The sequence below is a fragment of the Streptomyces tendae genome, from assembly GCF_008632955.1.
GTDB lineage: Bacteria > Actinomycetota > Actinomycetes > Streptomycetales > Streptomycetaceae > Streptomyces.
The window spans coordinates 2,570,930-2,590,067 of the sequence record NZ_CP043959.1 but is presented as its reverse complement, the minus strand read 5'-3'; the positions used below and the strand labels follow the sequence as shown (position 1 = coordinate 2,590,067).

Here is a 19,138-nt window from a genome sequence, read left to right as displayed (position 1 = left end):
CGCCCAACGCCGGTCGGCCCGGCGCCTGTCGGCGGCGTGTCGGCCGACCCGGTCGGCGCGGTGTCGGTCGCCGCGGTTTCGGTCGGCCGGGTCGGTGCGGTGTCGAGCGGCCGGGTCGCCGCCGTGTCAGCCTTCTCGGTCGGCCCGGTATCGGACGGGCCGCTCGGCGCCGTGTCGGGCGGGCGGGTCGCCGCTGTTTCGGCCCTCCCGGTGGGCCCGGTGTCGGACGGCCGGGTCGGCGCGGTGTCGGACGGCCGGGTCGACGCGGTGTCGGACGGCCCGCTCGGCGCCGTGTCGAGCGGCCGGGTCGCCGCTGTTTCGGCCCTCCCGGTCGGCCCGGTTTCCGTCGGCCCGGTTTCGGCCAGCCCAGTCGACCCGGTTTCCGTTGGCCCAGTCGACCCGGTTTCGGTCGATCTGGTTTCGGTCGACCTGGTTTCGGTCGCCTCGGTTTCGGTCGCCTCGGTTTCGGTCGCCTCGGTTTCGGTCGCCTCGGTTTCGGTCGCCTCGGTTTCGGTCGCCTCGGTTTCGGTCGCCTCGGTTTCGGTCGCCTCGGTTTCGTCGTCGGTCGCCTCGGTCGCCTCGGTTTCGGTCGCCTCGGTTTCGGTCGCCTCGGTTTCGGTCGCCTCGGTTTCGGTCGCCTCGGTTTCGGTCGCCTCGGCAGCCGCCCGCCCGGACGGGCGGGCCGCCTCGCTGGTGGAGACCGCGTCCCGGCCCGTCGACGCGGTCCCGGCCGCAGGGGCGGCGGTCTGCCGGGCCGGGCCGGCCGGCGCGGCAGACTCCGCCGCGCCCGCCGCACCCTCGGCCTTCCAGACCGATGCCGCCCCGTCCCCTGGCGGGGAGGGGGCGGGACCGGCCTCCTCGTCTCCAGCAGCCGGCACGGCAGCCGGGTCGGTCTCTGCCGGGGAAGGCGCCGATGTCATGGCGTCCTTGACAGTCACAGCATCAGCTCCGATCGGCGGCGCGGGTTGATCCGCTCGCGCCAGACGCCGGCCAGGCCGGCGACCGCGAGGGTGGGGATGATCAGGAACAGGCCGGGGAAGAGGGTGGGCCACCACTGTCCGGCGAGCAGCGAGCCACGGGCGCCCTGGATCAGGGTGCCGAGGCTGGCGGTGTGGGTGGGCAGGCCGAGACCCAGGAAGGACAGGGCCGACTCGTGCCACATGGCGTGCGGGACCATCAGGACGGCGGCGAGGCCGGCCTGCGGCAGCACCCCCGGCAGCAGGTGGCGTACCGCCACGCGCCACCGGGACGCGCCACCGGAGACGGCCGCGTCGACGAAGGGCCGGGACCGCAGCGACAGCACCTCCGCGCGGACGATGCGGGCGGTGGACAGCCAGTGGGTCAGGGCGACGGACACCACCACCGGCCAGACGCCCGGCCGGAACATGGCCACGATGAAGATGCCGAGCAGCAGGTGCGGCACCGAGGACAGCGTGTCGACCAGGCGCATGACCGTGCGGTCGGCCCAGCCGCCCAGCGCGCCGGCGGTGGCGCCGACGGCCGTACCGATGACGGTGGCGGTCAGTGCGGCCACCACGCCCACCAGCAGCGAGACGCGCAGCCCGTAGACGCAGCGCAGCAGCAGGTCGCGGCCCACGTCGTCGGTGCCGAACGGGTGGGCCCAGCTCGGTGGTCGGAGCTTGGCGGCCAGGTCGACCGCCTGCTGGTCCAGCTGGGTCAGCGGCGGCACGAGCAGCACGGCGAGCACCGTCACGGCGACCAGCACGCCGGAGACCCGCAGCCGCAGGACGTGCGTGGAGCGGCGTGCGGTCCCGTGCGCGCGCCACGCGGGGGCGGCCGGTTTCACGTCCGCCGTGTCGACGTCGGTCGTCACATCTCCTCCAGCTTCACCCTCGGGTCGATCAGCCCGTAGAGCAGGTCGGCGAGCAGGTTGCCGGCGAGGACGGCGGCGGTGGCGAGGGTGGTGAGGGCGGCCAGCAGCGGGAAGTCGACGGCGGTGGCCGCCTCGACGGTCGCCGAGGCGATTCCGGGCCAGCTGAAGACCGTCTCCACCAGCAGGGCGCCGGTGATGAGTTCCGGCACGCGGGAGCCGATGAGCGTCAGCACCGGCAGCAGTCCGGAGCGCAGGGCGTGGCCGAGCAGCACGGTGCGTTCGCTCAGGCCGCGCGCCCTGGCCCCGCGTACCGGGTCCTCCGCGAGGGCGTCGCCGACGCCTTGGCGGACGTACAGCGTGAACCAGGGCAGCTGGGAGAGGGCGAGGACGCCGGCGGGCAGCACCAGGTGCTGGACCAGTCCGCCGAACGTGACCAGGTCGCTTCCGGTGTCGGTGAGGCCGCCGGCCGGGAGGACGTCCAGCCGCAGGGCGAACAGCCAGACGGCGAGCAGCGCGATCCAGAAGACCGGGGCGGCCTCCAGGGTGTACGCGAGCGAGGTGACCGCGCGGTCGACGAGGGAGCCGGGGCGGCGGGCGGCGAGCACGCCGAGCACCGTGCCGAGCAGCACGGCGGCGGCGAACGCGACGGCGCACAACAGGGTGGACCACAGCAGCCGTTCGCCGATCACCTCGGCCACCGGCTGACGCATGACGGTGGACCGGCCGAGGTCGCCGCCGACGGCGGAGGTGAGCCAGTCCCACCAGTGCGCGGTGAACGGCCGGTCCACGCCCAGGTTGTCCCGCAGCCGGTCCAGGGTCTCCTGGTCGGCGCCGAGCGCGGCGGTGCCCGCGTACGCCTTGACGGGGTCGAAGGGGGAGGCGGCGGCGACGGCGAACACGCCGAAGGTGACGACGCCGAGCACCGGCACGGCGTACAGGGCGCGGCGGGCGGTGAGCCGTGTCATCGCTCCCCAGGGGGCGTGGGTCATGGCGCGGGCTGCCAGTCCTCGACGTTCCACCAGGGTCCGGCGGCGAAGCCGTGCTCGTGGGGTTCGGTCTGGGTCGTGAGGCCCGTCCAGCGGTCGGCGAGCACGTACATGTGGTCGATGTGGGTGAGGAAGGTGTAGCCGGGGTCCTTCATCAGGGCGCGCTGCAGGTCGTCGTAGGCGGCCTTGCGGGCCTTCGGGTCCTGGGTGCGGCGGCCGGTCTCCAGGGCCCGGTCCACGGCCGGGTTGTCGTAGCGGGCCATGTTGTTGAAGCCGTCGCCCGCGAGGGAGGAGTGCAGCAGGGTGTAGAGGCCGAAGTCGGGGTCGCCGATGCTGCCGAAGCCCGCGAGGACGGCGTCGTGCTTCATGCGGGGTTCGATGACCTCCCAGGTGGCGCTCTGCACCCGTACGTCGATGCCGGCCTTCTTTGCGTCGGAGGCGTAGGCGAGGGCGTGGTCCTGGCGGACCTTGTCGCCGGAGGGGTAGTACAGGGTGAAGCGGGCGGGGCGGCCGTCCTTGGCGCGGATGCCGTCGTTGCCCTCCTTCCAGCCTGCCGCGTCGAGGATGCGCCCGGCCTCGGCGAGGTCCCGGGACCGCTCGACGTCCTTGGCGAACCAGGGGTCGTCGACGGGCAGCGGGCCGTAGGCGGGGCGGCCGGCGCCGTCGAGGATCTTGTCGACCATGGCCTGCCGGTCGACGGCGAGGTCGAGGGCGCGGCGGATCGCGGTGTCGCCGGTGACGGGGCTGCCGCTGGGCAGGGTGACGGCGCGGAAGTCGTAGGAGGTGGCCCGGTACGTCTTCTTGTCGTCGTCGTTCTTGAAGGTGGCGGCGAGGTTGGGCGGGAGGACCGCGCCGTCGAGGTCGCCGGAGCGCAGGCGGGTGGCGCGGACGTCGTCGTCGGCGACGATCGCCATGGTGAGCTTCTTCACCTTCGGCGCGCCGCCCCAGTAGTGCGGGTTGGCCTTGAAGGTGAGCTTCTCGCCCTTGCGCCAGTCGACGAGGACGTACGGCCCGGTGCCGACCGGCTCGGTGTTGAAGGCGCCGGTGTTGGGGTCCTGCTTCCCGGCGACGTGCTCGGGGACGACCGGCAGCACCGTGCGGGCGGCGAACGGCGCGTAGGGGTGACGCAGGGTGAAGACGACCGTGTCGTCGCCCACCGCCCGGACGTCCTCGACGGCGGCCAGTTCGCTCTTGAAGGTGTTGTTGGTGTCGTCGTCGAGCACCGTGCGGTAGGTGAAGACCACGTCCCGGGCGGTCAGCGGCTCGCCGTCGCTGAACTCCACACCCTCGCGCAGGGTGTAGGTGTAGGTCCGGCCGCCGTCCGTGATCTTCGGGAGCGCCTTCGCCAGGGCGGGCCGCAGGTTCATGTCGGCGTCGCGGGCGAGGAGTCCGTCGAAGATCTTCGAGTTGCCGTCCTTGCCGTAACCGAGCAGCGGGCTCAGGGTGTCGGGCTCGGTGGAGACCCCGATCACGACGGACTCGGCGGCCGCCGCGCCGTCCGCGCCGCCACTGCCCGGCGCCGAGCAGGCGGTGACCACCGAGGCCGTCGCCAGTACCGCAGCGGCTCCCCGTATGCGTCGGGTCGTCATCGAACCTCACATCCCTGTCGACCGGACCTCTTGCCCGGGCCTCTTGTCCGGACGTCCTGTCCGAACCTGTTGCTGGAAAGTCGTTGTTGCATATTAGTTGCAGCAAGACCCTGCCCAGGACGGCGGCCCCCTATCCCCCGGATCCGGAAGCGGGCCCCGTGAGGCCCGAACGCGCAGGTGTGCGCCGGGTCGCGAGCTGCCGGGCGCCGTCCGCGCGCCCCCGTCGCCGCTTGTCACCGGGCCTCGCCGGGGACTACTGTCGCCACGCCTTGGTGACGGGAAATCGGTGCGATACCGGTGCGGCCCTCGCCACTGTGATCGGGAAGTCCGGCTCCGGCCCTCGCGGGCAGCCACTGGGTCCTCCGGGACCCGGGAAGGCGGAGCACGGGCGGTGGTACCCGTCAGCCAGGAGACCGGCCAAGGCGCGTCAACCATCCACGAGGTGCTGGAGAGGGTCTGCTGAGCCATGCACATTGCCGAGGGTTTTCTGCCACCGGCGCACGCGGTCGCCTGGGGCGTCGCGTCGGCGCCGTTCGTCGTCCACGGAGCCCGGTCGCTCATCCGTGAAGTGAGAGCTCATCCCGAGAGCACACTGCTGCTGGGCGCGTCGGGCGCCTTCACGTTCGTCCTGTCCGCGCTGAAACTGCCGTCGGTGACCGGGAGTTGCTCCCATCCCACCGGCACGGGGCTGGGCGCGATCCTGTTCCGGCCACCCGTCATGGCGGTGCTCGGGACCATCACCCTGCTGTTCCAGGCACTGCTGCTCGCGCACGGCGGGCTGACCACCCTGGGCGCCAACGTCTTCTCGATGGCGATCGTCGGACCGTGGGCGGGGTACGCCGTCTACCGGCTGCTGCGCCGGTACGACGTGCCGCTGATGGGAGCGGTGTTCTGCGGCGCGTTCGTCGCCGACCTGTCGACGTACTGCGTGACGAGCGTGCAGCTGGCGCTCGCCTTTCCGGACCCCGGCAGCGGATTCCTGGGCGCCCTGGGCAAGTTCGGGTCCATCTTCGCGGTCACGCAGATCCCGCTCGCGGTGAGCGAGGGGCTGCTGACCGTGCTGGTGATGCGCCTGCTGGTGCAGTCGAGCAAGGGCGAGCTGACCCGGCTCGGGGTGCTGGTCACCTCGGTCGCCGGGCGTCGCGGGCGGGCGGAGTCGGCCGAGTCGGCGGAGGTGGTGGCCCGATGAGCCGCAACACGAGGATCAACACCCTGCTTCTGCTGCTCGTCGCCGCCCTCGCCGTGATCCCGCTGGTGTTCGGGCTCGGCGACCACAAGGAGGAGCCGTTCGCCGGGGCGGACGGGGAGGCGGAGACCGCGATCACCGAGCTCCACCCGGACTACGAGCCGTGGTTCTCGCCGCTGTACGAACCGCCGTCCGGCGAGATCGAGTCGGCGCTGTTCGCCCTCCAGGCGGCGCTCGGCGCGGGCGTCCTGGCCTACTACTTCGGGCTGCGGCGCGGGCGCCGGCAGGGCGAGGCACGGACACGCGAGCTGATCGCGGCGGACGCGGGTGCCGGTGCCGCGGGTACGGGCGCAGACGCCGACAGTGCGGGTGCCGAAGGCACGGGTGCCGGCGCAGGTACGGGTACCGCGGGTCCCGGCGCGGGTGTGCGTACCGGCCCCGGTGACGGACGGGACTGACGGTTCCGTGCTGCCGATCGATGCGGCGGCGCACAGCAGCCGCTGGCGCCGCCGTCATCCGGTGGACAAGGCCGTCCTCGGTCTCGGTCTCACCGTGCTCGCGATCTCGCTGCCGCCCTGGCCGGGCGCGGCACTGGTCCTGGTCACCGCGCTCGCGTTGCTGCTCGGCCCGGCGGGCGTGCCGGCTCGGCGGCTGTGGCGTGCGTACCGGGTGCCGCTGGGCTTCTGCGTCACCGGGGCGCTCACCCTGCTGGTGCAGGTGGGCGGCCCGGGCGGCTTCGTGTCCCCCGCCGGCAACGGGCCCGTGCGCGCCGGGGAGTTGCTGCTGCGCACCTCGGCCGCCTCGCTGGGCGTGCTGCTGTTCGCGTTCACCACGCCGATGTCGGACCTGCTGCCCCGGCTGGTGCGCGCCGGGGTGCCGGCGCCGCTGGTGGACGTGGCGCTGGTGACGTACCGGATGAGCTTCCTGCTGCTGGACTCGGTGCGCCGGGTGCACGCGGCGCAGGCGGCCCGGCTCGGGCACACCACCCGGGCGGCGACCTGGCGTTCGCTCGGCGGGCTCGGCGCGACCGCGTTCGTGCGGTCCTTCGACCGGGCGGCGCGGCTGCAGACCGGGCTCGCGGGCCGCGGCTACGACGGCACCCTGCGCGTGCTCGTGCCCGAGGCCCGCGTCTCCGCGCGGTTCACGGCCGCGAGTGGGGCGCTCCTGGCGACGCTGGCCGTCCTCACCTTCGTACTGGAAAGGCCCCTGTCGTGAGCGAGTCGGTGCTGGTGGCCCTGCGGGGCGTCTCGTTCGCGTACGACGAGGGGCCGCCGGTGTTCACCGGGCTGGACTTCGAGGTGCGTGAGGGCCGGGCGCTGGCCCTGCTGGGGCGCAACGGAAGCGGCAAGACGACGCTGATGCGTCTGCTGAGCGGCGGACTCCGGCCAGGCAGCGGGGAGTTGAGCGTGTCGGGGCGGGTGGTGCGCCACGACCGGAAGGGGCTGACCGCGCTGCGCACCACCGTGCAGCTGGTGGTGCAGGACCCCGACGACCAGTTGTTCGCCGCGTCCGTGGGGCAGGACGTGTCGTTCGGGCCGCTGAACCTGGGACTGTCCGACACCGAAGTGCGCGCGCGGGTGGCGGAGGCGCTGGCCGCGCTGGACATCACCGCGCTCGCCGACCGGCCCACGCACCTGCTCTCCTACGGGCAGCGCAAGCGGACGGCGATCGCGGGCGCGGTCGCCATGCGTCCCCGGGTGCTGATCCTCGACGAGCCGACGGCGGGGCTCGACCCCGACGGCCAGGAACGCCTGCTCGCCACCCTGGACGGGCTGCGGGCGAACGGCACGACCGTCGTGATGGCCACCCACGACGTGGATCTCGCCCTGCGCTGGGCCGACGACGCGGCGCTGCTCACCCCGTCCGGCGTCCACACCGGCCCCGTCGCCGGGACGCTGTCGCGCCGGGACCTGCTCACGGCGGCGGGGCTCCGGCTGCCGTGGGGTGTGGCGGCCGGGCTGTTCCTGCGGGCGCACGGGGTGGGGGCAGACACGGACGTCGGCCCCCGCACCCCCGAGGAGCTGGCGGCGCTGGCTGCCGCGCCGGAGTACCGGGACCGGAGGCCCGGCTAGGTTCCACCTCTCCGGCCGGCGTCGGGCCTGATGAGGATGCCGGCGAGGTGGAGGGCGGCCTGGCGGGCGGGGCCACCCGGGTGCGCGCCCCGCTCCCCGGCCGCCTGCTCGCCCCGGTCGCGCCTGCCATGACGTGGCCGGCCAACCACACGGCCTCGCACCGCCCGGCCGCCGAGCCGGCACGTGTCCGCCGCCGGTACCTGACGGGAGCCCGGTCGGTCCTGTTCAGCGGTGCCTGTCGACAACGGCACGGACGACGGCGGCGACCTCCTCGCGGTCGGTGGGCCGCAGGTCGACGGAGTTGTGGATGGAGAATCCCTCGACCAGCGCGTCCAGGGCCCGTGCGGTGAGCGGGTCGAAGTGCCTGGCCAGCGAGTCCCGGCTGGTCTCCATCCAGGAGCGCATGACGGCGCGCACCTCGGGATGGCGGGTGGCGAAGGCGTAGAGCTCGTAGCTGAGCAGGAGGTTGCGGTCGGTCCCCCAGACCTTGCCGCAGATGATCTCGACGACCGCCTCCTCGGCCTCCTGGCGGGTCCGCGCGGCCTCCAGAAGGGCGCCGTAGCGTGTGGAGACGGTCTCCGCGAGCCGGGTGAAAGCGGCGGTCAGCAGGTGCTGCATGTCGTCGAAGTAGTAGGTGAGTGACCCGAGAGGCACACCGGCCGCCTCCGCGATCTTACGGAAGGTCACCTTGATGGCGCCGTGCTCCGCGACGACGTCGAGCGCGGCGTCGAGGATGCGTTCGCGGCGCCGAGGGTCGTTGGGGCCACGCGTGCTGCCTGTCATCGCCGTTGTCCGCCTTGTCTTCTCGGCCGCCGAACCGATGTGTACATTTGTTCATACTCGGTGGGGGCAGCGGGATCGTCGCCTGCCGGCCCCTCATACTCTCCAACACCGGCGGAGCGCCTCCTTGACCGACCATGCCGTACGCAGGCGCCGCCGGGCGCTGTACCTCTTCTTCTTCCTCAACGGCATCGCCATGTCCTCATGGATCACGCGCACCCCGGACGTGCGGGACCGTCTGGGTGTGTCCACGGGGCAGATGGGGCTGGTGCTGTTCGGGCTGTCCGTCGGCTCGATGGCCGGCATCCTGTGTTCCGGCCGTTTCGTGTCCCGGTTCGGGACCAGACCCGTGACGGCGCTCGGCACCCTGTTCGTCACCGCGAGTGTGGTCGTCGTGGGCGCGGGCAGCGCCCTCGCCTCCGCGCTCCTGGTCGCCGCCGGGCTGTGCCTGTTCGGCCTCGGGGTCGGGGCGGGCGAGGTGGCGATCAACGTGGACGGTGCCGACGTGGAGCGGATCACCGGCACGGCGGTTCTGCCCACGCTGCACGGATGCTTCAGCCTGGGCACCGTCATCGGCGGGCTGGCCGGCATGGCGGCCACCGCTGCGGCGTTCCCCGCCCACTGGCACCTCCTGGCGGTGGCCGCGGTGACGGCCGCGCTCTTCGGGTACGCCATCGGCGGCGTCCCCGCCGGGACCGGGGTCCGTGCCGCGGTGCCCGCTTCGGACTCCGCACGGCCCGCGGGCCCGCGGGTGTGGAAGGACCGGCGGCTGCTGATGATCGGGGCCATCGTCCTGGCCATGGCTCTCGCCGAGGGCGCCGCCAACGACTGGCTGCCGCTGCTGATGGTCGACGGCCACGGTCTCGACGCCGCCGTCGGCTCGCTCGTCTTCGTGGGGTTCGCCGCCGCGATGACCCTGGGACGCTTCGGCGGCGCGTTCTTCCTCAGGCGTTACAGCCGGGCGACCGTGGTACGGGCCAGCGCGGTCTCCGGAGCCGTGGGTCTGTGCCTGGTCATCTTCTCCGACAACGCCGTCGTGGCCGCGGCCGCCGTCCTGTTCTGGGGACTGGGCGCGTCCCTGGGCTTTCCGGTGGCCCTGTCGGCGGCCGGCGACTCGGGGCCCGACGAGACGGCCCGGGTCGGCCTCGTGGCGACGATCGGTTACCTCGCGTTCCTGGTGGGGCCGCCCACCCTCGGCTTCCTGGGCGATCACTACGGACTGCGCCCGGCGATGGTCGTGGTCCTGGTGTTCGTCGCCGCGGCCGTCCTCGTGGCCCCTGCGGCCGGTACCCGCACATCCCGACACCGCGAAGCCGATGCCGCCGTCCCTGCCGAACTCGCCGTGGAGCGGCCCGGGCAGCACGCCGGGGGATGATCCCGTGAGCGGCGCGCGTCGGCGACGGCTCCACCCGCGCCGACGTTCCGCGCCCTCCGACGCCGCAACCGGCCGCGGATGCGGCTGCCGCCGGAACCTTGGAGAAAGTCCTCACCGCCCCGCTGCGGCAAGCATGTCGAGCGAGACCTGCCACAGGCGGGCGGCCGCCTCCGGGTCGAGTGCGTGCGCGGCGACGCCCTGCGTGGGCTTGTCCGGGGTGAACGGCAAGGCTTCGTTGCAGTACTCGAAGTAGCGGCCCCCGACACCGTCGAGCGTCGGCCACGTGGCGAGCAGAACGGACGTGGCCGCGCCCTGTTCGGGTGTCGTGTAGTCGTAGGCCGGCAGGTGGGCCATGTCTTCCTCGGTCAGGTGACGCCCGAGGTTGGTGATGACCGAACCCGGGTTCGCGGCGTTGACGGTGATGCCGTCACCGGACCAGCGCCTGTGGGCCTCGACCGCGAACAGCGCGGTCGCGGTCTTCGACTCCCCGTAGGCGAGCATGCGGTCGTACGGCCGCCTCAGGAAGCCGATGTCGTCGAAGACCATCGGTGCCTGCAGGTGGGCGTTGGAGCTCAGCGACACGACCCGGGCCCGGCCCGCGGCGGCCAGGGCACTGTGCAGACCGGTCGCGAGGGCGAAGTGGCCGAGATGATTCGTGGCGAAATGCAGTTCCCATCCCTCCTGGGTCCGCGCCTCCGGGACCGCCGCGACACCGGCGTTGTTGACCAGGATGTCCAGCGGGTCGTTCCAGGTGGTGACGAACGCGGCGATCGAGTCCTGATCGGAGAGGTCGAGCGGAGCGACCCGGACCGGTCCGCCCTTGGTGGTGGCGCGGATGTCCTCGGCCGTCTTCTCGCCCGCTTCGATGTCGCGGACCGCCAAGGTCACCTCGGCGCCCGCGGAGGCCAGAGCCCGGGCGGTCTCCACTCCGATACCCGAGGAGGCCCCCGTCACGATGGCGTGTCGTCCCGTGAGCCGAACGCCTGCGGCGACCTCTGCCGCTGTGGAGTCGGCGGTGAAAGGGGTGGTGACGCGAGATGTGTTCATGATCCTTCTTCTGGTCGTACACAGTGTCCGGGGGAGATGCGTCCGGACTCGGACCCGGATCCTCATGGCTCTCACCCCAAGGGCCGACGACCCGCCGTCCGGTTCAGGCCGGCCGCCGCTTCGGTGCCTGTCACCACGGTGCGCGACGGGCCGCGCCGGGTCCAACAGAGACTGCCTGCCGGAGTTACAGTCTGATCCTGTGACCACTCCTGAGCTGCGGCAATTGCGCTACTTCCTCGTTCTGGCGGAGGAACGGAGCTTCACGCGGGCCGCCCGGCGTCTCATGATCGCGCAGCAGTCGCTGTCCCAGCAGATCAGTGCCTTGGAGCGCATGCTCGGTGCCAGGCTCTTCGACCGTGGCGGCAGAGGAACGGAGCTGACGGACGTCGGCGCCCTGTTCGTCGAGGAGGCGCGTGCCGTCGTGAACAGGGCGGACGAGGCGGTCGCCGTGGTGTCCCGCGCGCTGCGGGGGGAGGTGGGGAGCCTCCGGCTCATGTTCCTGACGACCGTCACCAACCAGCTTCTGCCGCCTGTCGTGCGGGCCGTGCACCGCGAACTGCCGGACCTCCGCCTGACGACGGAGTCCTCGGCCATCGCGCCGTTGGTGAAGGGTCTCCGCGAGGGCCACCAGGACGTCGCTTTCACCCGGCCCCCGCTCGTTCCAGGTCTGGAGTCCAGGGTCCTGACGACCGAGCCCGTGTGCGCCGTCCTGCCGACGGGCCACCCACTCGCCGGGCGAACGGAAGTGGAGCTGGCGCAGCTGGCGGACGAACCGTGGGTGATGACCCCGCGCGATTCATGGCCACCTTGGCACGACGCCTACGACGCACAGTTCCGTGAGGCGGGCTTCACGCCGAACGTCGTCCAGGAAGCGGACAGCGCGCAGGACCTCCTCGGCCTGGTCGCCGCCGGACTCGGAGTCACCCGGCTGGTCCGCTCCTCGCTCACTCTTCGTGGCAGCGGCGTGGTGTTCGTCCCGCTGAAGGACGCGTACGCGCACACCGAGATGGCGTGGCTGCCGGGCAACACCTCTCCGGCCCTGCGCCGGTTCGTCGACATCGTGACCGACCTGGCCGCGACCACCGACTTGACCGCATACGGCTGACACCGGGCCTCGCCCCCGTACCGCAGGTACGGTCGGGCAAGGCCCCCGCGTTGCTTCGGCGGCGCTCCCTCACCGTCCGAGGGGGCCTGTATGCCAGGTTGAGGGCCGTCGATCCCTCGTGGCCGGTGCCGCACACCGTGCCTGGGTGCGTGCCGCGGCGATGCCCGAGCGTGCCCATGATGGCGTCCACGGAGCACAAGTGCGCCTGCGGCGCCCCGGCCGCCACGGCGAGCCGGTACGGGCGGAGCCGAAGGGCACGCCGCCGCACACTGCCGTCCGGCAGCGGCGTGGCGGCGCGCCCTCGGGGGGACACCGTACGGACTCCGCCGAGCGCTCGCCGCTCGCGTGAGCCCGGCGGAGACGGCTCGGGCGGGAGGGTCCCCACCGGAGGAGCCCCGGGTACGGGTGTCTGACGCGAGGTCAGCAGCCGCCGCAGTTGTAGTACGTGACGTCCCAGTGGTTGCCCTCGTCGGCGTAGACGTTGCCCGAGCCGGAGCGCCACTGCGGGGCTCCGTCGCCGCGCACGCCGATGTAGGTGAACGTGTTCTTGACGTAGTTCGAGACGCAGGTGGTCTTGCCGAAGTCGAGCTTGTAGCCGTTCCAGTGCGAGTACGTGCCGGAGGCGTGCCCGGTCTCGGTGCCGCCGGTGATGTTCAGGGCGCAGCCGGTGGCCCGCTTGAGGGTCTGGGCGCCCTGGGCCGTGGCCAGGTTGAGCTGGTCGAAGGACGTGCAGGTGGAGACGTTGCGGTCGGAGCAGCCTCCGGACGACGACCAGGTGATGCCGACCTCGCGGAACATGGACGTCGCGGTGGCGTGGCTGATCTTGGTGACGGCGAACGCCTCGCCGGCGGTGCCCATGACGGCGGCGCCCGGGGCGACGACGAGGGCGAGGGCGGTCAGGACGGAGCGGAGCTTCAGGGCCTTGATGGCCATGTGGGGGGACCTTCCTGCTGGGGGCCATGGTGCGAGGGGACGGCTGTGCAGGCGGAGCAGACCGATGATGCCCGGGGTCTACGCGCGTCTGCCAGAGGACAAAACGGAACCCCGGCCGCGGTCGGCCTCGTTCACCCGGCCGGGACCGCCTCGCCGGCCGCTTCCTGGGGTCGGCGAGGCGGTCCCGGGGAAGCGGTTCAGACCGCCGAGCGGAAGGCGGGCAGGTAGCCGCCCGACTGTCCGACGGCCTTCGGGTGGTAGGAGTTGCCGATCGGGATGGTCACGCTGTGCAGCCAGGCGTCGCCCGAGCAGAGCTCGTGTCCGCTGAACTCGTCCACCACGCTGGAGTAGGCGAACCCGGCGTTGGCGGCCCGCTTGGCGATCACGCCGTTCAGTACGTCACCGGCGTTGTTGATCGCGGAGCGCTCGGTCTCGGTCAGGCCCGCGATGCAGCTGCCCGACAGCTTGTAGAAGCGCGGGTAGCCGAGGACGACCACGCGTGCCTGCGGGGAGCGGGAGCGGATGCCGGAGTACAGCGAGTCGAGCTTGCCCGGGAGGGTGTTCTGCATCTGCGAGACCGCGGTGTTGACCCGGGAGACGCAGGTCGCCTCGCTCTGCAGCACGCAGGTCTGCATGACGTCCGCGAAACCGACGTCGTTGCCGCCCGCGGTGACGCTCACGAGCGTCGTGGCGGAGGACAGCGCGCCGAGCTGGGTGGAGGCCACACTCGTCGTCGTCGCGCCGGAGCAGGCGACGAACTTGAACGAGGCCGGGGCGTTGGCGTTCTTCCAGAGCTGGGGATAGGCGGCGGTGCTGCGCTTGCAGTCGCCGCTCTCGGAGGTGTAGCTGCCGGCGCCCACGCCGGAGGAGTAGGAGTCGCCGAGCGCCACGTAGTTGTGGCCGGCGGCAGCGGCGGGCTGGGCGAGGCCGAGTACGGTCGCCACACCCAGGACGAGGGTGGCGAGAGTTGTTCCCAGTGAACGCGTTGACACGTGTATCCGCCCTTCACGACGAATCTCGCGACGGTAGTTGAGGGAGCAACAGGTGTTGTAGCAGGCCGGAATACCGCCCGGTAACTACCGGTCGAAAAGTCTTCCGTAATGACCCGAATACTGATTTCGCCGAACCAGCTCCGCGCGTAGATAAACGTCCCGCAGGCCATGTTCACGTCAACTTGATGGCGTGAAACCGATGCCGGCTCACGCCTCGGCGCGGCCCGGCTCGGCGTCCTCGGCCCGCCCCCCTTCAGCCGTCGTCCCCCTGCCGGGGCGGGTCCGCCAGGAGGCGGCGGGGGTCGGTGGCGCGGGTGATCGCCGACTCCACCGCCGCGATGCGGTCGCCCAGGAGGGCGAGGGCCGACACCGCGCGGCCGAGGGCGTCGTCGTCCGGGCCGCCCAGGGTGAGGGTGCGGACGTGGCCCGCCTTCACCTCCGCCCAGCGCGCCGCCCGTCGAGGTGTGAGCGTGCCGCGCAGTTCGGCGAGCTTCAGCAGGTTCGCCTCAGCGCCCGTGGTGAGGGTCTGGGCCTCGGCCGTGTAGTGGTCCTCGACGACGGCGGACAGTTCGGCGTCGTTCATCACGGGCTGGATCCGCTGGGCGATCTTGTTCATGTTGCGGTAGGAGCCCTGGAGCAGGAACGGCGGCTCGGTGCGGGCGTCGTCGGAGCGGGCCGCGGAGGCGATGTAGGCCGCGTTCACCGCGAGGACGGTGCGGCGGGCGGTGAGCAGATGGCGCAACACCGCCAGAACGCGGTCGAGTTCGGTGGGCGCGTACGGGTGGAGCAGGCGGTCCGGGCGGGCCGTCGGGTCGTCCGCGGTGAGCCGGATCAGCAGGTCCAGGTCGGCGCGGTCACGTCCGGCGAGCGGGGCGAGGACCGGGTTCGCGGTGAGGGCGTTCTCGACGAAGCTGAGCGCGAAGACGTCCTCCTTGCCGGTGAGCACGTCGCCCAGGTTCCACACGTCGGCCCGGTTGGCCAGCATGTCGGGGACCCGGAAGACCTCTCCGGACTCGGTGTAGGGGTTGCCGGCCATGCACACCGCGAACCGCTTGCCGCGCAGGTCGTAGGTGCGCGGTTCGCCCTGCCACACACCCTCCACCCGGCGGGTGGCGTCGCACAGCGGGATGAACTTCTGCAGCAGTTCGGGCGAGGTGTGCTGGATGTCGTCGAGGTACAGCAGGGTGTTGCTGCCCGCCGCCAGCGCGAAGTTGATCTTCTCGATCTCCTGGCGGGCCGTGGCGTTCGGTGCCTCGGCCGGGTCGAGCGAGGTGACGCCGTGGCCGAGCGCGGGGCCGCTGATCCGCACCAGGACCAGGCCGAGGCGGTGCGCCACGTACTCCATGAGCGTCGTCTTGCCGTAGCCGGGTGGGGAGAGGAGCAGCAGCAGTCCGCCGGTGCCGGTGCGGGCGGACTCGCCCGTGGTGCCGAGCTGCTTGGCGAGGCTGTCGCCGATCAGCGGCAGGTACACCTCGTCGACCAGGCGGTTGCGGACGAACGACGCGGTCACGCGCGGCCGGTGGTCGTCCAGGCGCAGCCGCGCGCGTTCGGTGGTGACGAGGGCGGCGCGGCGCCGCTGGAAGGCGCGGAAGGCGGGCACCTCGCGCGCCCGGAACGTGTCGGTGCGGGCGAGGAACTCGTCCAGGCGCAGGGTGAGGCGGCGGTCGGTGATCCGCGGGTGCGTGGAGACCAGGCCCTCGACGGTGACGGTGAGGGACGCGTCCGACTCGTGGCGGGGCAGGTCCGGGCACAGCTCCGCGGCCACGGCCTCCGCGAGGTCGCCGGCGTCCACCCGGTCGCCGGTGGCCTCGCTGTACGCGGTGAGCCACGCCTCGACCAGTTGGCGGCGCGCGGTGAGGTCGGCGAGGGCGGTGAGGTCCTCGTCGTACGCCTCGCCGGCGACCGTGCGGCGGAACTTGTCGAGCAGGGTGCGCGCCCGCGCGCTGATCACGAACCCCTCGGGTCCGGTGGTCAGTTCGTCGAAGAGGTACGCGGCGCACGCCTCCGGACGGACGGGCGTGTCCGGTGCCCACTCCCCCACCGCGCCGGCGAGTTCTCCGCGCAGCGCGTCCAGCGCGGGAGGCGCGCCGAAGGCGTCCCGGACCCGGGCCAGCGAACGGGAGCGGGTCGTCCAGTCGGCGCGCTCCCGCTCCGTCGTGCCGTACGCCCAGAACAGCAGGGCGTGGGCGCGGGCGGCGGAGGTGTGGCGCAGGGTGCCGGCGCCGCCGAACAGGGGCAGCAGGGCGGTGAGGAGCGCGGTGGCGTCGTGGTCGTGCACGCCCCGCTGGTAGCCCTCGTCGTACGCCTCCTCGGCGACCCCGCGGACCAGGGCGGTGAGGTCGTCGGCGGCGGCGAGCGCGTCCGGGCCGTGTTCCTGCAGCAGCCGGGCGGCGAGGTGTTCGGCGCGGGCGACCCGCGGCGACTCGGACGGCAGGTGCCGGTCCCACAGCGGGCGGTCGGCGAGCAGGGCCGGGTCGGTGACAGGAGCCCGGTAGTCGGTGCCGGTGAGGGCGAGGGCGAGGCCGTCGTCGTGCGGGACGACGGTGAGCTCGAAGGGCTGGGTGGAGACGGCGAAACGGTGGGTGCCGAGGCGGATGGTGCGGCCGCCGTCGGCGTACAGGTCGGTGCGGTCGCGCAGGGCGCGCGCCGCCTCCTCGCGTGCGGACCGCAGCTTGCCGTCGAGTTCCTCGGCGCGCACCCGGTCGCCGAGGGCGCGCAGGTCGTCGGCGCTGCGGCGGACCTTGGCGACCAGCGGGTCGGAGGCGAAGTAGGTGCTCACCGCGTCGGTGTCGGCGAGCGCGGCGCTGCGGCGGGCGATGGTCTCCAGCACCCGCTCGGCGGCGGAGGCGAGCTGTCCGGCGCGGCGGGCGCGGGCGTCGGTGAGGCTCTGCTTGCGGGCGGAGAACGCGTCGTGGATCTCGGTCCGCCTGTCGGCGAGTTCGCCGAGGACGTCGTCGAACCCGGCGAACCGGGACTCCAGTTCCTCGAGCTGGGCGAGGACCCGGGCGAGCTGGTCGTCGCAGGCGTCCGGGTCGTCGGCCGCGGCGAGGGCGCCGGTGACGGTCTGGCCGAGCAGGGTCAGCTCGGCGGTGAACCCGGCGCGCGCCTCCCGGTCGAGGAGGCCCCGGCGCCGGGTGTCGAGGGTGGCGCGGGCGCGGTTGACGCCGCCCATGGCGTCGGCGACGCGCTCCAGGACGTCGGTGCGGACGGTGGTGTCGGCGATGTCGAGCCCGGCGACCACCTCGGTCACCGTGCGCAGTCCGTCGGCGAGTTCGTCGAGCCGGGCGGTGAGCGGGGCGGCCTGGGCGGTGGTGGTGACCGCCTCGATGTCGGCGTGCAGCCGCTCCAGGTCGGAGTGGTGGGTGGCGAAGGAGTCCGCGCGGGCCAGGAAGGCGACGGCGCGCTGCCCGAAGGAGGCGAGGTCGTCCCCGGCCTCGGCGGCCAGCGCGTCGATGCGCTCGTGGTCCGCGTACCGCAACTCCTTCAGGGTGAGCAGGTGGCCCTGGGCCTGGCGGAGTTCGGTGAGTCCGCGCACCCAGGCGGCGGCCTCGCGGGGCTGTTCGCCGCGCAGCCGGCGCACCACGGACGCGATCCGGTCGGCCGCCTCGTCGAGCGCCCGGGTGGCCCGGCGGGTGAGGTCGGTGACGGTCTCCAACTCGGCGAGCACCTGCTCGGCGGTGGCGCGCACCTCCTCCAGCGGGGTGCGCAGGTCGCCGACCTCGGGGTCGCCGAGCCAGTGGTGGGTGTCCAGGGCGCGTACGCAGGCGGCGGCGAGGGTCGCGTAGATCTCGGCGGTGGGGGTGGTCTCGGCAGCGGAGCGGGCCAGGGACATGCAGTCGGAGATGCCGCGGACGAGGTCGGCGTTGCCCACCCGCGCCAGCGGCCCTTCACCGGCCGGCTGTGCGGCCGCGTGGGTGTCGGAGAGGTAGGGCGAGTCCCACCGTTGCACGGGGTGCACCCGGGCGGGTTCGTCGCCCTCGGGGCGCAGCAGGGCGAGGTGTCCGTCGTCGAAGAGGGCCCAGCCGTGGCAGGCCATGGGGGTGGCGACGGCTTCGCGGATCTGGTTGTAGGAGAGCAGCAGCGCGCGTCCGCGTCCGGGCGCGTGGAAGGCGTACAGCACGTCCTCGCCGTACGGGGAGCGCACCTCGCGCTCGAACTCCATGCCGCCGGTGTCGAGTTCGTACGTCTTGTGGCTGCCGGCGGCGAGGCAGTAGCCGCCGGGGAAGACGATGCCCTGGTCCTCGGGCAGCCGGCGGCAGCCCTGCCCGATGCCGTCGAGGCGGACGACGGTGCGGGTGAGGGTGTTGAAGACCAGATGGCGGTGGACGGTCTCCTTGTACGGGAGGATCCGCAGCAGGATCAGCGGGCCGACGCGGGCGTGCGCGACGTCGGCGTCGGCGAGGGACTGCAAGGGCTCGTCGACGGGCTCGCTGTGGATGCCGTCGGGCGTGCCGGTGTCGTTCTCCGCCTTGACCGTGAGGGTGCCGCCGAGGGTGTCGACGAACACCTCGCCCCGCACGGAGACGTGCGGGTGGCGGCCGAGGACGTGGTCCTCGCGGGTGGCGGGCGTCCACGTGATGTCGGCGGGCGGGACGCGCGCGTGGTCGCGGTCGCCTCGGGCGTCGAGGAACTCCGCGCGGCCGTCCTCGGACACCGACCAGCGCAGGACGCGCATGTCACCGGCCTTCTCGCCGGTCTGGAAGACGGCGAGCAACTTGCCGTCGACGCGGCGCAGCCGCAGCAGCCGGGCCTGCCGGTAGTAGCGGTGCAGGGCGGCGAACTCCCGTACGAACGCGGAGTCGTCGAGGAGTCCGGGCACGGCGTCGTCGGGCAGCCGGTTCAGGTCCCGGCCGTGCGGTACGAGGACGTCGCCGACCGCGGTGTCCCGCTCCGGGCGGGGCCGGGTCTCGTAGCCGAAGAGCAGCACGTCACCGACGGCGACGATGTCGCGGGGCACGGCGGTCCGTTCGGTGTGCAGCCGCTCGGTGCCGGTGAGGCGCAGGGCGGGCGCGCCGAACTCCTCGACCCGGCGCCGGTTCAACGCCTCTGCGCGGCGCGCGAGTTCGGAGGCGCGGTCGGTGAGGCGGTCGCGCAGCACCTGGTAGGCGCCGCCGTCGACCGCCGCGGACGTCTCCTTGGCGGCACCGGCCGGGCCGGGGCGGGCGCTGTCGTGGGTGGGCTCGTGGGTGCCGGTGGTCATGGCTGCCTCTCGGGAGGGTCCCGTCCGGGAGCCGCCGTC

The 19,138-nt window shown here is 73.0% G+C and carries 15 protein-coding genes and 1 riboswitch; of the genes, 6 read left to right on the top strand and 9 right to left on the bottom strand.

Annotation, left to right across the window (positions count from 1 at the left end):
* Positions 1 to 126 precede the first annotated feature (126 nt).
* The 4 genes from F3L20_RS35590 to F3L20_RS12090 all read right to left on the bottom strand — a co-directional run bounded on the left by F3L20_RS35590 (position 127) and on the right by F3L20_RS12090 (position 4,409).
* Positions 127 to 810 carry a hypothetical protein gene (locus tag F3L20_RS35590; RefSeq protein WP_431193194.1) on the bottom strand — a complete coding sequence of 228 codons (684 nt, stop codon included), beginning with the start codon at positions 808 to 810 and terminating at the stop codon, positions 127 to 129.
* A gap of 124 nt (positions 811 to 934) precedes the next feature.
* Positions 935 to 1,834: an ABC transporter permease gene (locus F3L20_RS12100; RefSeq protein WP_150154278.1), complete on the bottom strand. Its 900-nt coding sequence runs from the start codon at positions 1,832 to 1,834 to the stop codon at positions 935 to 937.
* Entirely contained in the window at positions 1,831 to 2,799 is a 969-nt protein-coding gene (locus F3L20_RS12095) for an ABC transporter permease (RefSeq protein ID WP_150154276.1), read from the bottom strand. Before F3L20_RS12095 ends, F3L20_RS12100 begins: the two co-directional genes overlap by 4 nt.
* A gap of 20 nt (positions 2,800 to 2,819) precedes the next feature.
* Positions 2,820 to 4,409, bottom strand: a complete 1,590-nt coding sequence (locus F3L20_RS12090) for an ABC transporter substrate-binding protein (protein ID WP_150154274.1) — start codon at positions 4,407 to 4,409, stop codon at positions 2,820 to 2,822.
* Between the two features lie 253 nt (positions 4,410 to 4,662).
* Positions 4,663 to 4,845: riboswitch (cobalamin riboswitch) on the top strand.
* A 30-nt stretch (positions 4,846 to 4,875) separates the two neighbouring features.
* Between F3L20_RS12090 and F3L20_RS12085 the strand changes: the two genes are divergently transcribed.
* From F3L20_RS12085 to F3L20_RS12070, 4 genes are read left to right on the top strand one after another with little or no spacing between them, the layout of a single operon-like run.
* A complete protein-coding gene (locus F3L20_RS12085; protein WP_150154272.1) occupies positions 4,876 to 5,598 on the top strand; it encodes an energy-coupling factor ABC transporter permease in 723 nt (240 codons plus the stop codon).
* On the top strand, positions 5,595 to 6,053 hold the full coding sequence (locus F3L20_RS12080) for an energy-coupling factor ABC transporter substrate-binding protein (RefSeq protein ID WP_150154270.1): 459 nt from the start codon (positions 5,595 to 5,597) through the stop codon (positions 6,051 to 6,053). Before F3L20_RS12085 ends, F3L20_RS12080 begins: the two co-directional genes overlap by 4 nt.
* 7 nt (positions 6,054 to 6,060) lie before the next feature.
* Positions 6,061 to 6,810: a cobalt ECF transporter T component CbiQ gene (cbiQ, locus tag F3L20_RS12075; protein WP_150154268.1), complete on the top strand. Its 750-nt coding sequence runs from the start codon at positions 6,061 to 6,063 to the stop codon at positions 6,808 to 6,810.
* Positions 6,807 to 7,667: an energy-coupling factor ABC transporter ATP-binding protein gene (locus F3L20_RS12070; protein ID WP_150154266.1), complete on the top strand. Its 861-nt coding sequence runs from the start codon at positions 6,807 to 6,809 to the stop codon at positions 7,665 to 7,667. The genes cbiQ and F3L20_RS12070 overlap by 4 nt, the downstream gene beginning before the upstream one ends.
* Positions 7,668 to 7,892: 225 nt before the next feature.
* Here F3L20_RS12070 and F3L20_RS12065 read toward each other — a convergent pair whose 3' ends face one another.
* Positions 7,893 to 8,450 carry a TetR/AcrR family transcriptional regulator gene (locus tag F3L20_RS12065; RefSeq protein WP_145828672.1) on the bottom strand — a complete coding sequence of 186 codons (558 nt, stop codon included), beginning with the start codon at positions 8,448 to 8,450 and terminating at the stop codon, positions 7,893 to 7,895.
* 82 nt (positions 8,451 to 8,532) lie between these two features.
* On the opposite strand from F3L20_RS12065, the gene F3L20_RS12060 reads away from it, so the two are divergent.
* Positions 8,533 to 9,822, top strand: a complete 1,290-nt coding sequence (locus tag F3L20_RS12060) for an MFS transporter (RefSeq protein ID WP_382686514.1) — start codon at positions 8,533 to 8,535, stop codon at positions 9,820 to 9,822.
* Between the two features lie 111 nt (positions 9,823 to 9,933).
* Here F3L20_RS12060 and F3L20_RS12055 read toward each other — a convergent pair whose 3' ends face one another.
* Entirely contained in the window at positions 9,934 to 10,869 is a 936-nt protein-coding gene (locus tag F3L20_RS12055) for an SDR family NAD(P)-dependent oxidoreductase (protein ID WP_150154262.1), read from the bottom strand.
* A gap of 199 nt (positions 10,870 to 11,068) precedes the next feature.
* On the opposite strand from F3L20_RS12055, the gene F3L20_RS12050 reads away from it, so the two are divergent.
* Entirely contained in the window at positions 11,069 to 11,974 is a 906-nt protein-coding gene (locus tag F3L20_RS12050) for a LysR family transcriptional regulator (RefSeq protein ID WP_240810881.1), read from the top strand.
* Between the two features lie 420 nt (positions 11,975 to 12,394).
* Here F3L20_RS12050 and F3L20_RS12045 read toward each other — a convergent pair whose 3' ends face one another.
* The 3 genes from F3L20_RS12045 to F3L20_RS12035 form a co-directional block, all read right to left on the bottom strand.
* Positions 12,395 to 12,907, bottom strand: coding sequence for a hypothetical protein (locus F3L20_RS12045; protein WP_145828668.1), 513 nt, complete (start codon positions 12,905 to 12,907; stop codon positions 12,395 to 12,397).
* A 197-nt stretch (positions 12,908 to 13,104) separates the two neighbouring features.
* Positions 13,105 to 13,899, bottom strand: coding sequence for an SGNH/GDSL hydrolase family protein (locus tag F3L20_RS12040; protein WP_150154258.1), 795 nt, complete (start codon positions 13,897 to 13,899; stop codon positions 13,105 to 13,107).
* 253 nt (positions 13,900 to 14,152) lie between these two features.
* On the bottom strand, positions 14,153 to 19,099 hold the full coding sequence (locus F3L20_RS12035; RefSeq protein ID WP_150154256.1) for a DNA repair ATPase: 4,947 nt from the start codon (positions 19,097 to 19,099) through the stop codon (positions 14,153 to 14,155).
* Between the last annotated feature and the right edge of the window lie 39 nt (positions 19,100 to 19,138).

What these genes read in the sequence shown, in the direction of transcription:
- F3L20_RS12065 (WP_145828672.1), bottom strand. Translation starts at nt 8,450, where the DNA reads ATGACAGGCAGCACGCGTGGCCCCAACGACCCTCGGCGCCGCGAACGC.
- F3L20_RS12080 (WP_150154270.1), top strand. Translation starts at nt 5,595, where the DNA reads ATGAGCCGCAACACGAGGATCAACACCCTGCTTCTGCTGCTCGTCGCC.
- F3L20_RS12090 (WP_150154274.1), bottom strand. Translation starts at nt 4,409, where the DNA reads ATGACGACCCGACGCATACGGGGAGCCGCTGCGGTACTGGCGACGGCC.
- F3L20_RS12035 (WP_150154256.1), bottom strand. Translation starts at nt 19,099, where the DNA reads ATGACCACCGGCACCCACGAGCCCACCCACGACAGCGCCCGCCCCGGC.
- F3L20_RS12085 (WP_150154272.1), top strand. Translation starts at nt 4,876, where the DNA reads ATGCACATTGCCGAGGGTTTTCTGCCACCGGCGCACGCGGTCGCCTGG.
- F3L20_RS12055 (WP_150154262.1), bottom strand. Translation starts at nt 10,869, where the DNA reads ATGAACACATCTCGCGTCACCACCCCTTTCACCGCCGACTCCACAGCG.
- F3L20_RS12045 (WP_145828668.1), bottom strand. Translation starts at nt 12,907, where the DNA reads ATGGCCATCAAGGCCCTGAAGCTCCGCTCCGTCCTGACCGCCCTCGCC.
- F3L20_RS12095 (WP_150154276.1), bottom strand. Translation starts at nt 2,799, where the DNA reads ATGACACGGCTCACCGCCCGCCGCGCCCTGTACGCCGTGCCGGTGCTC.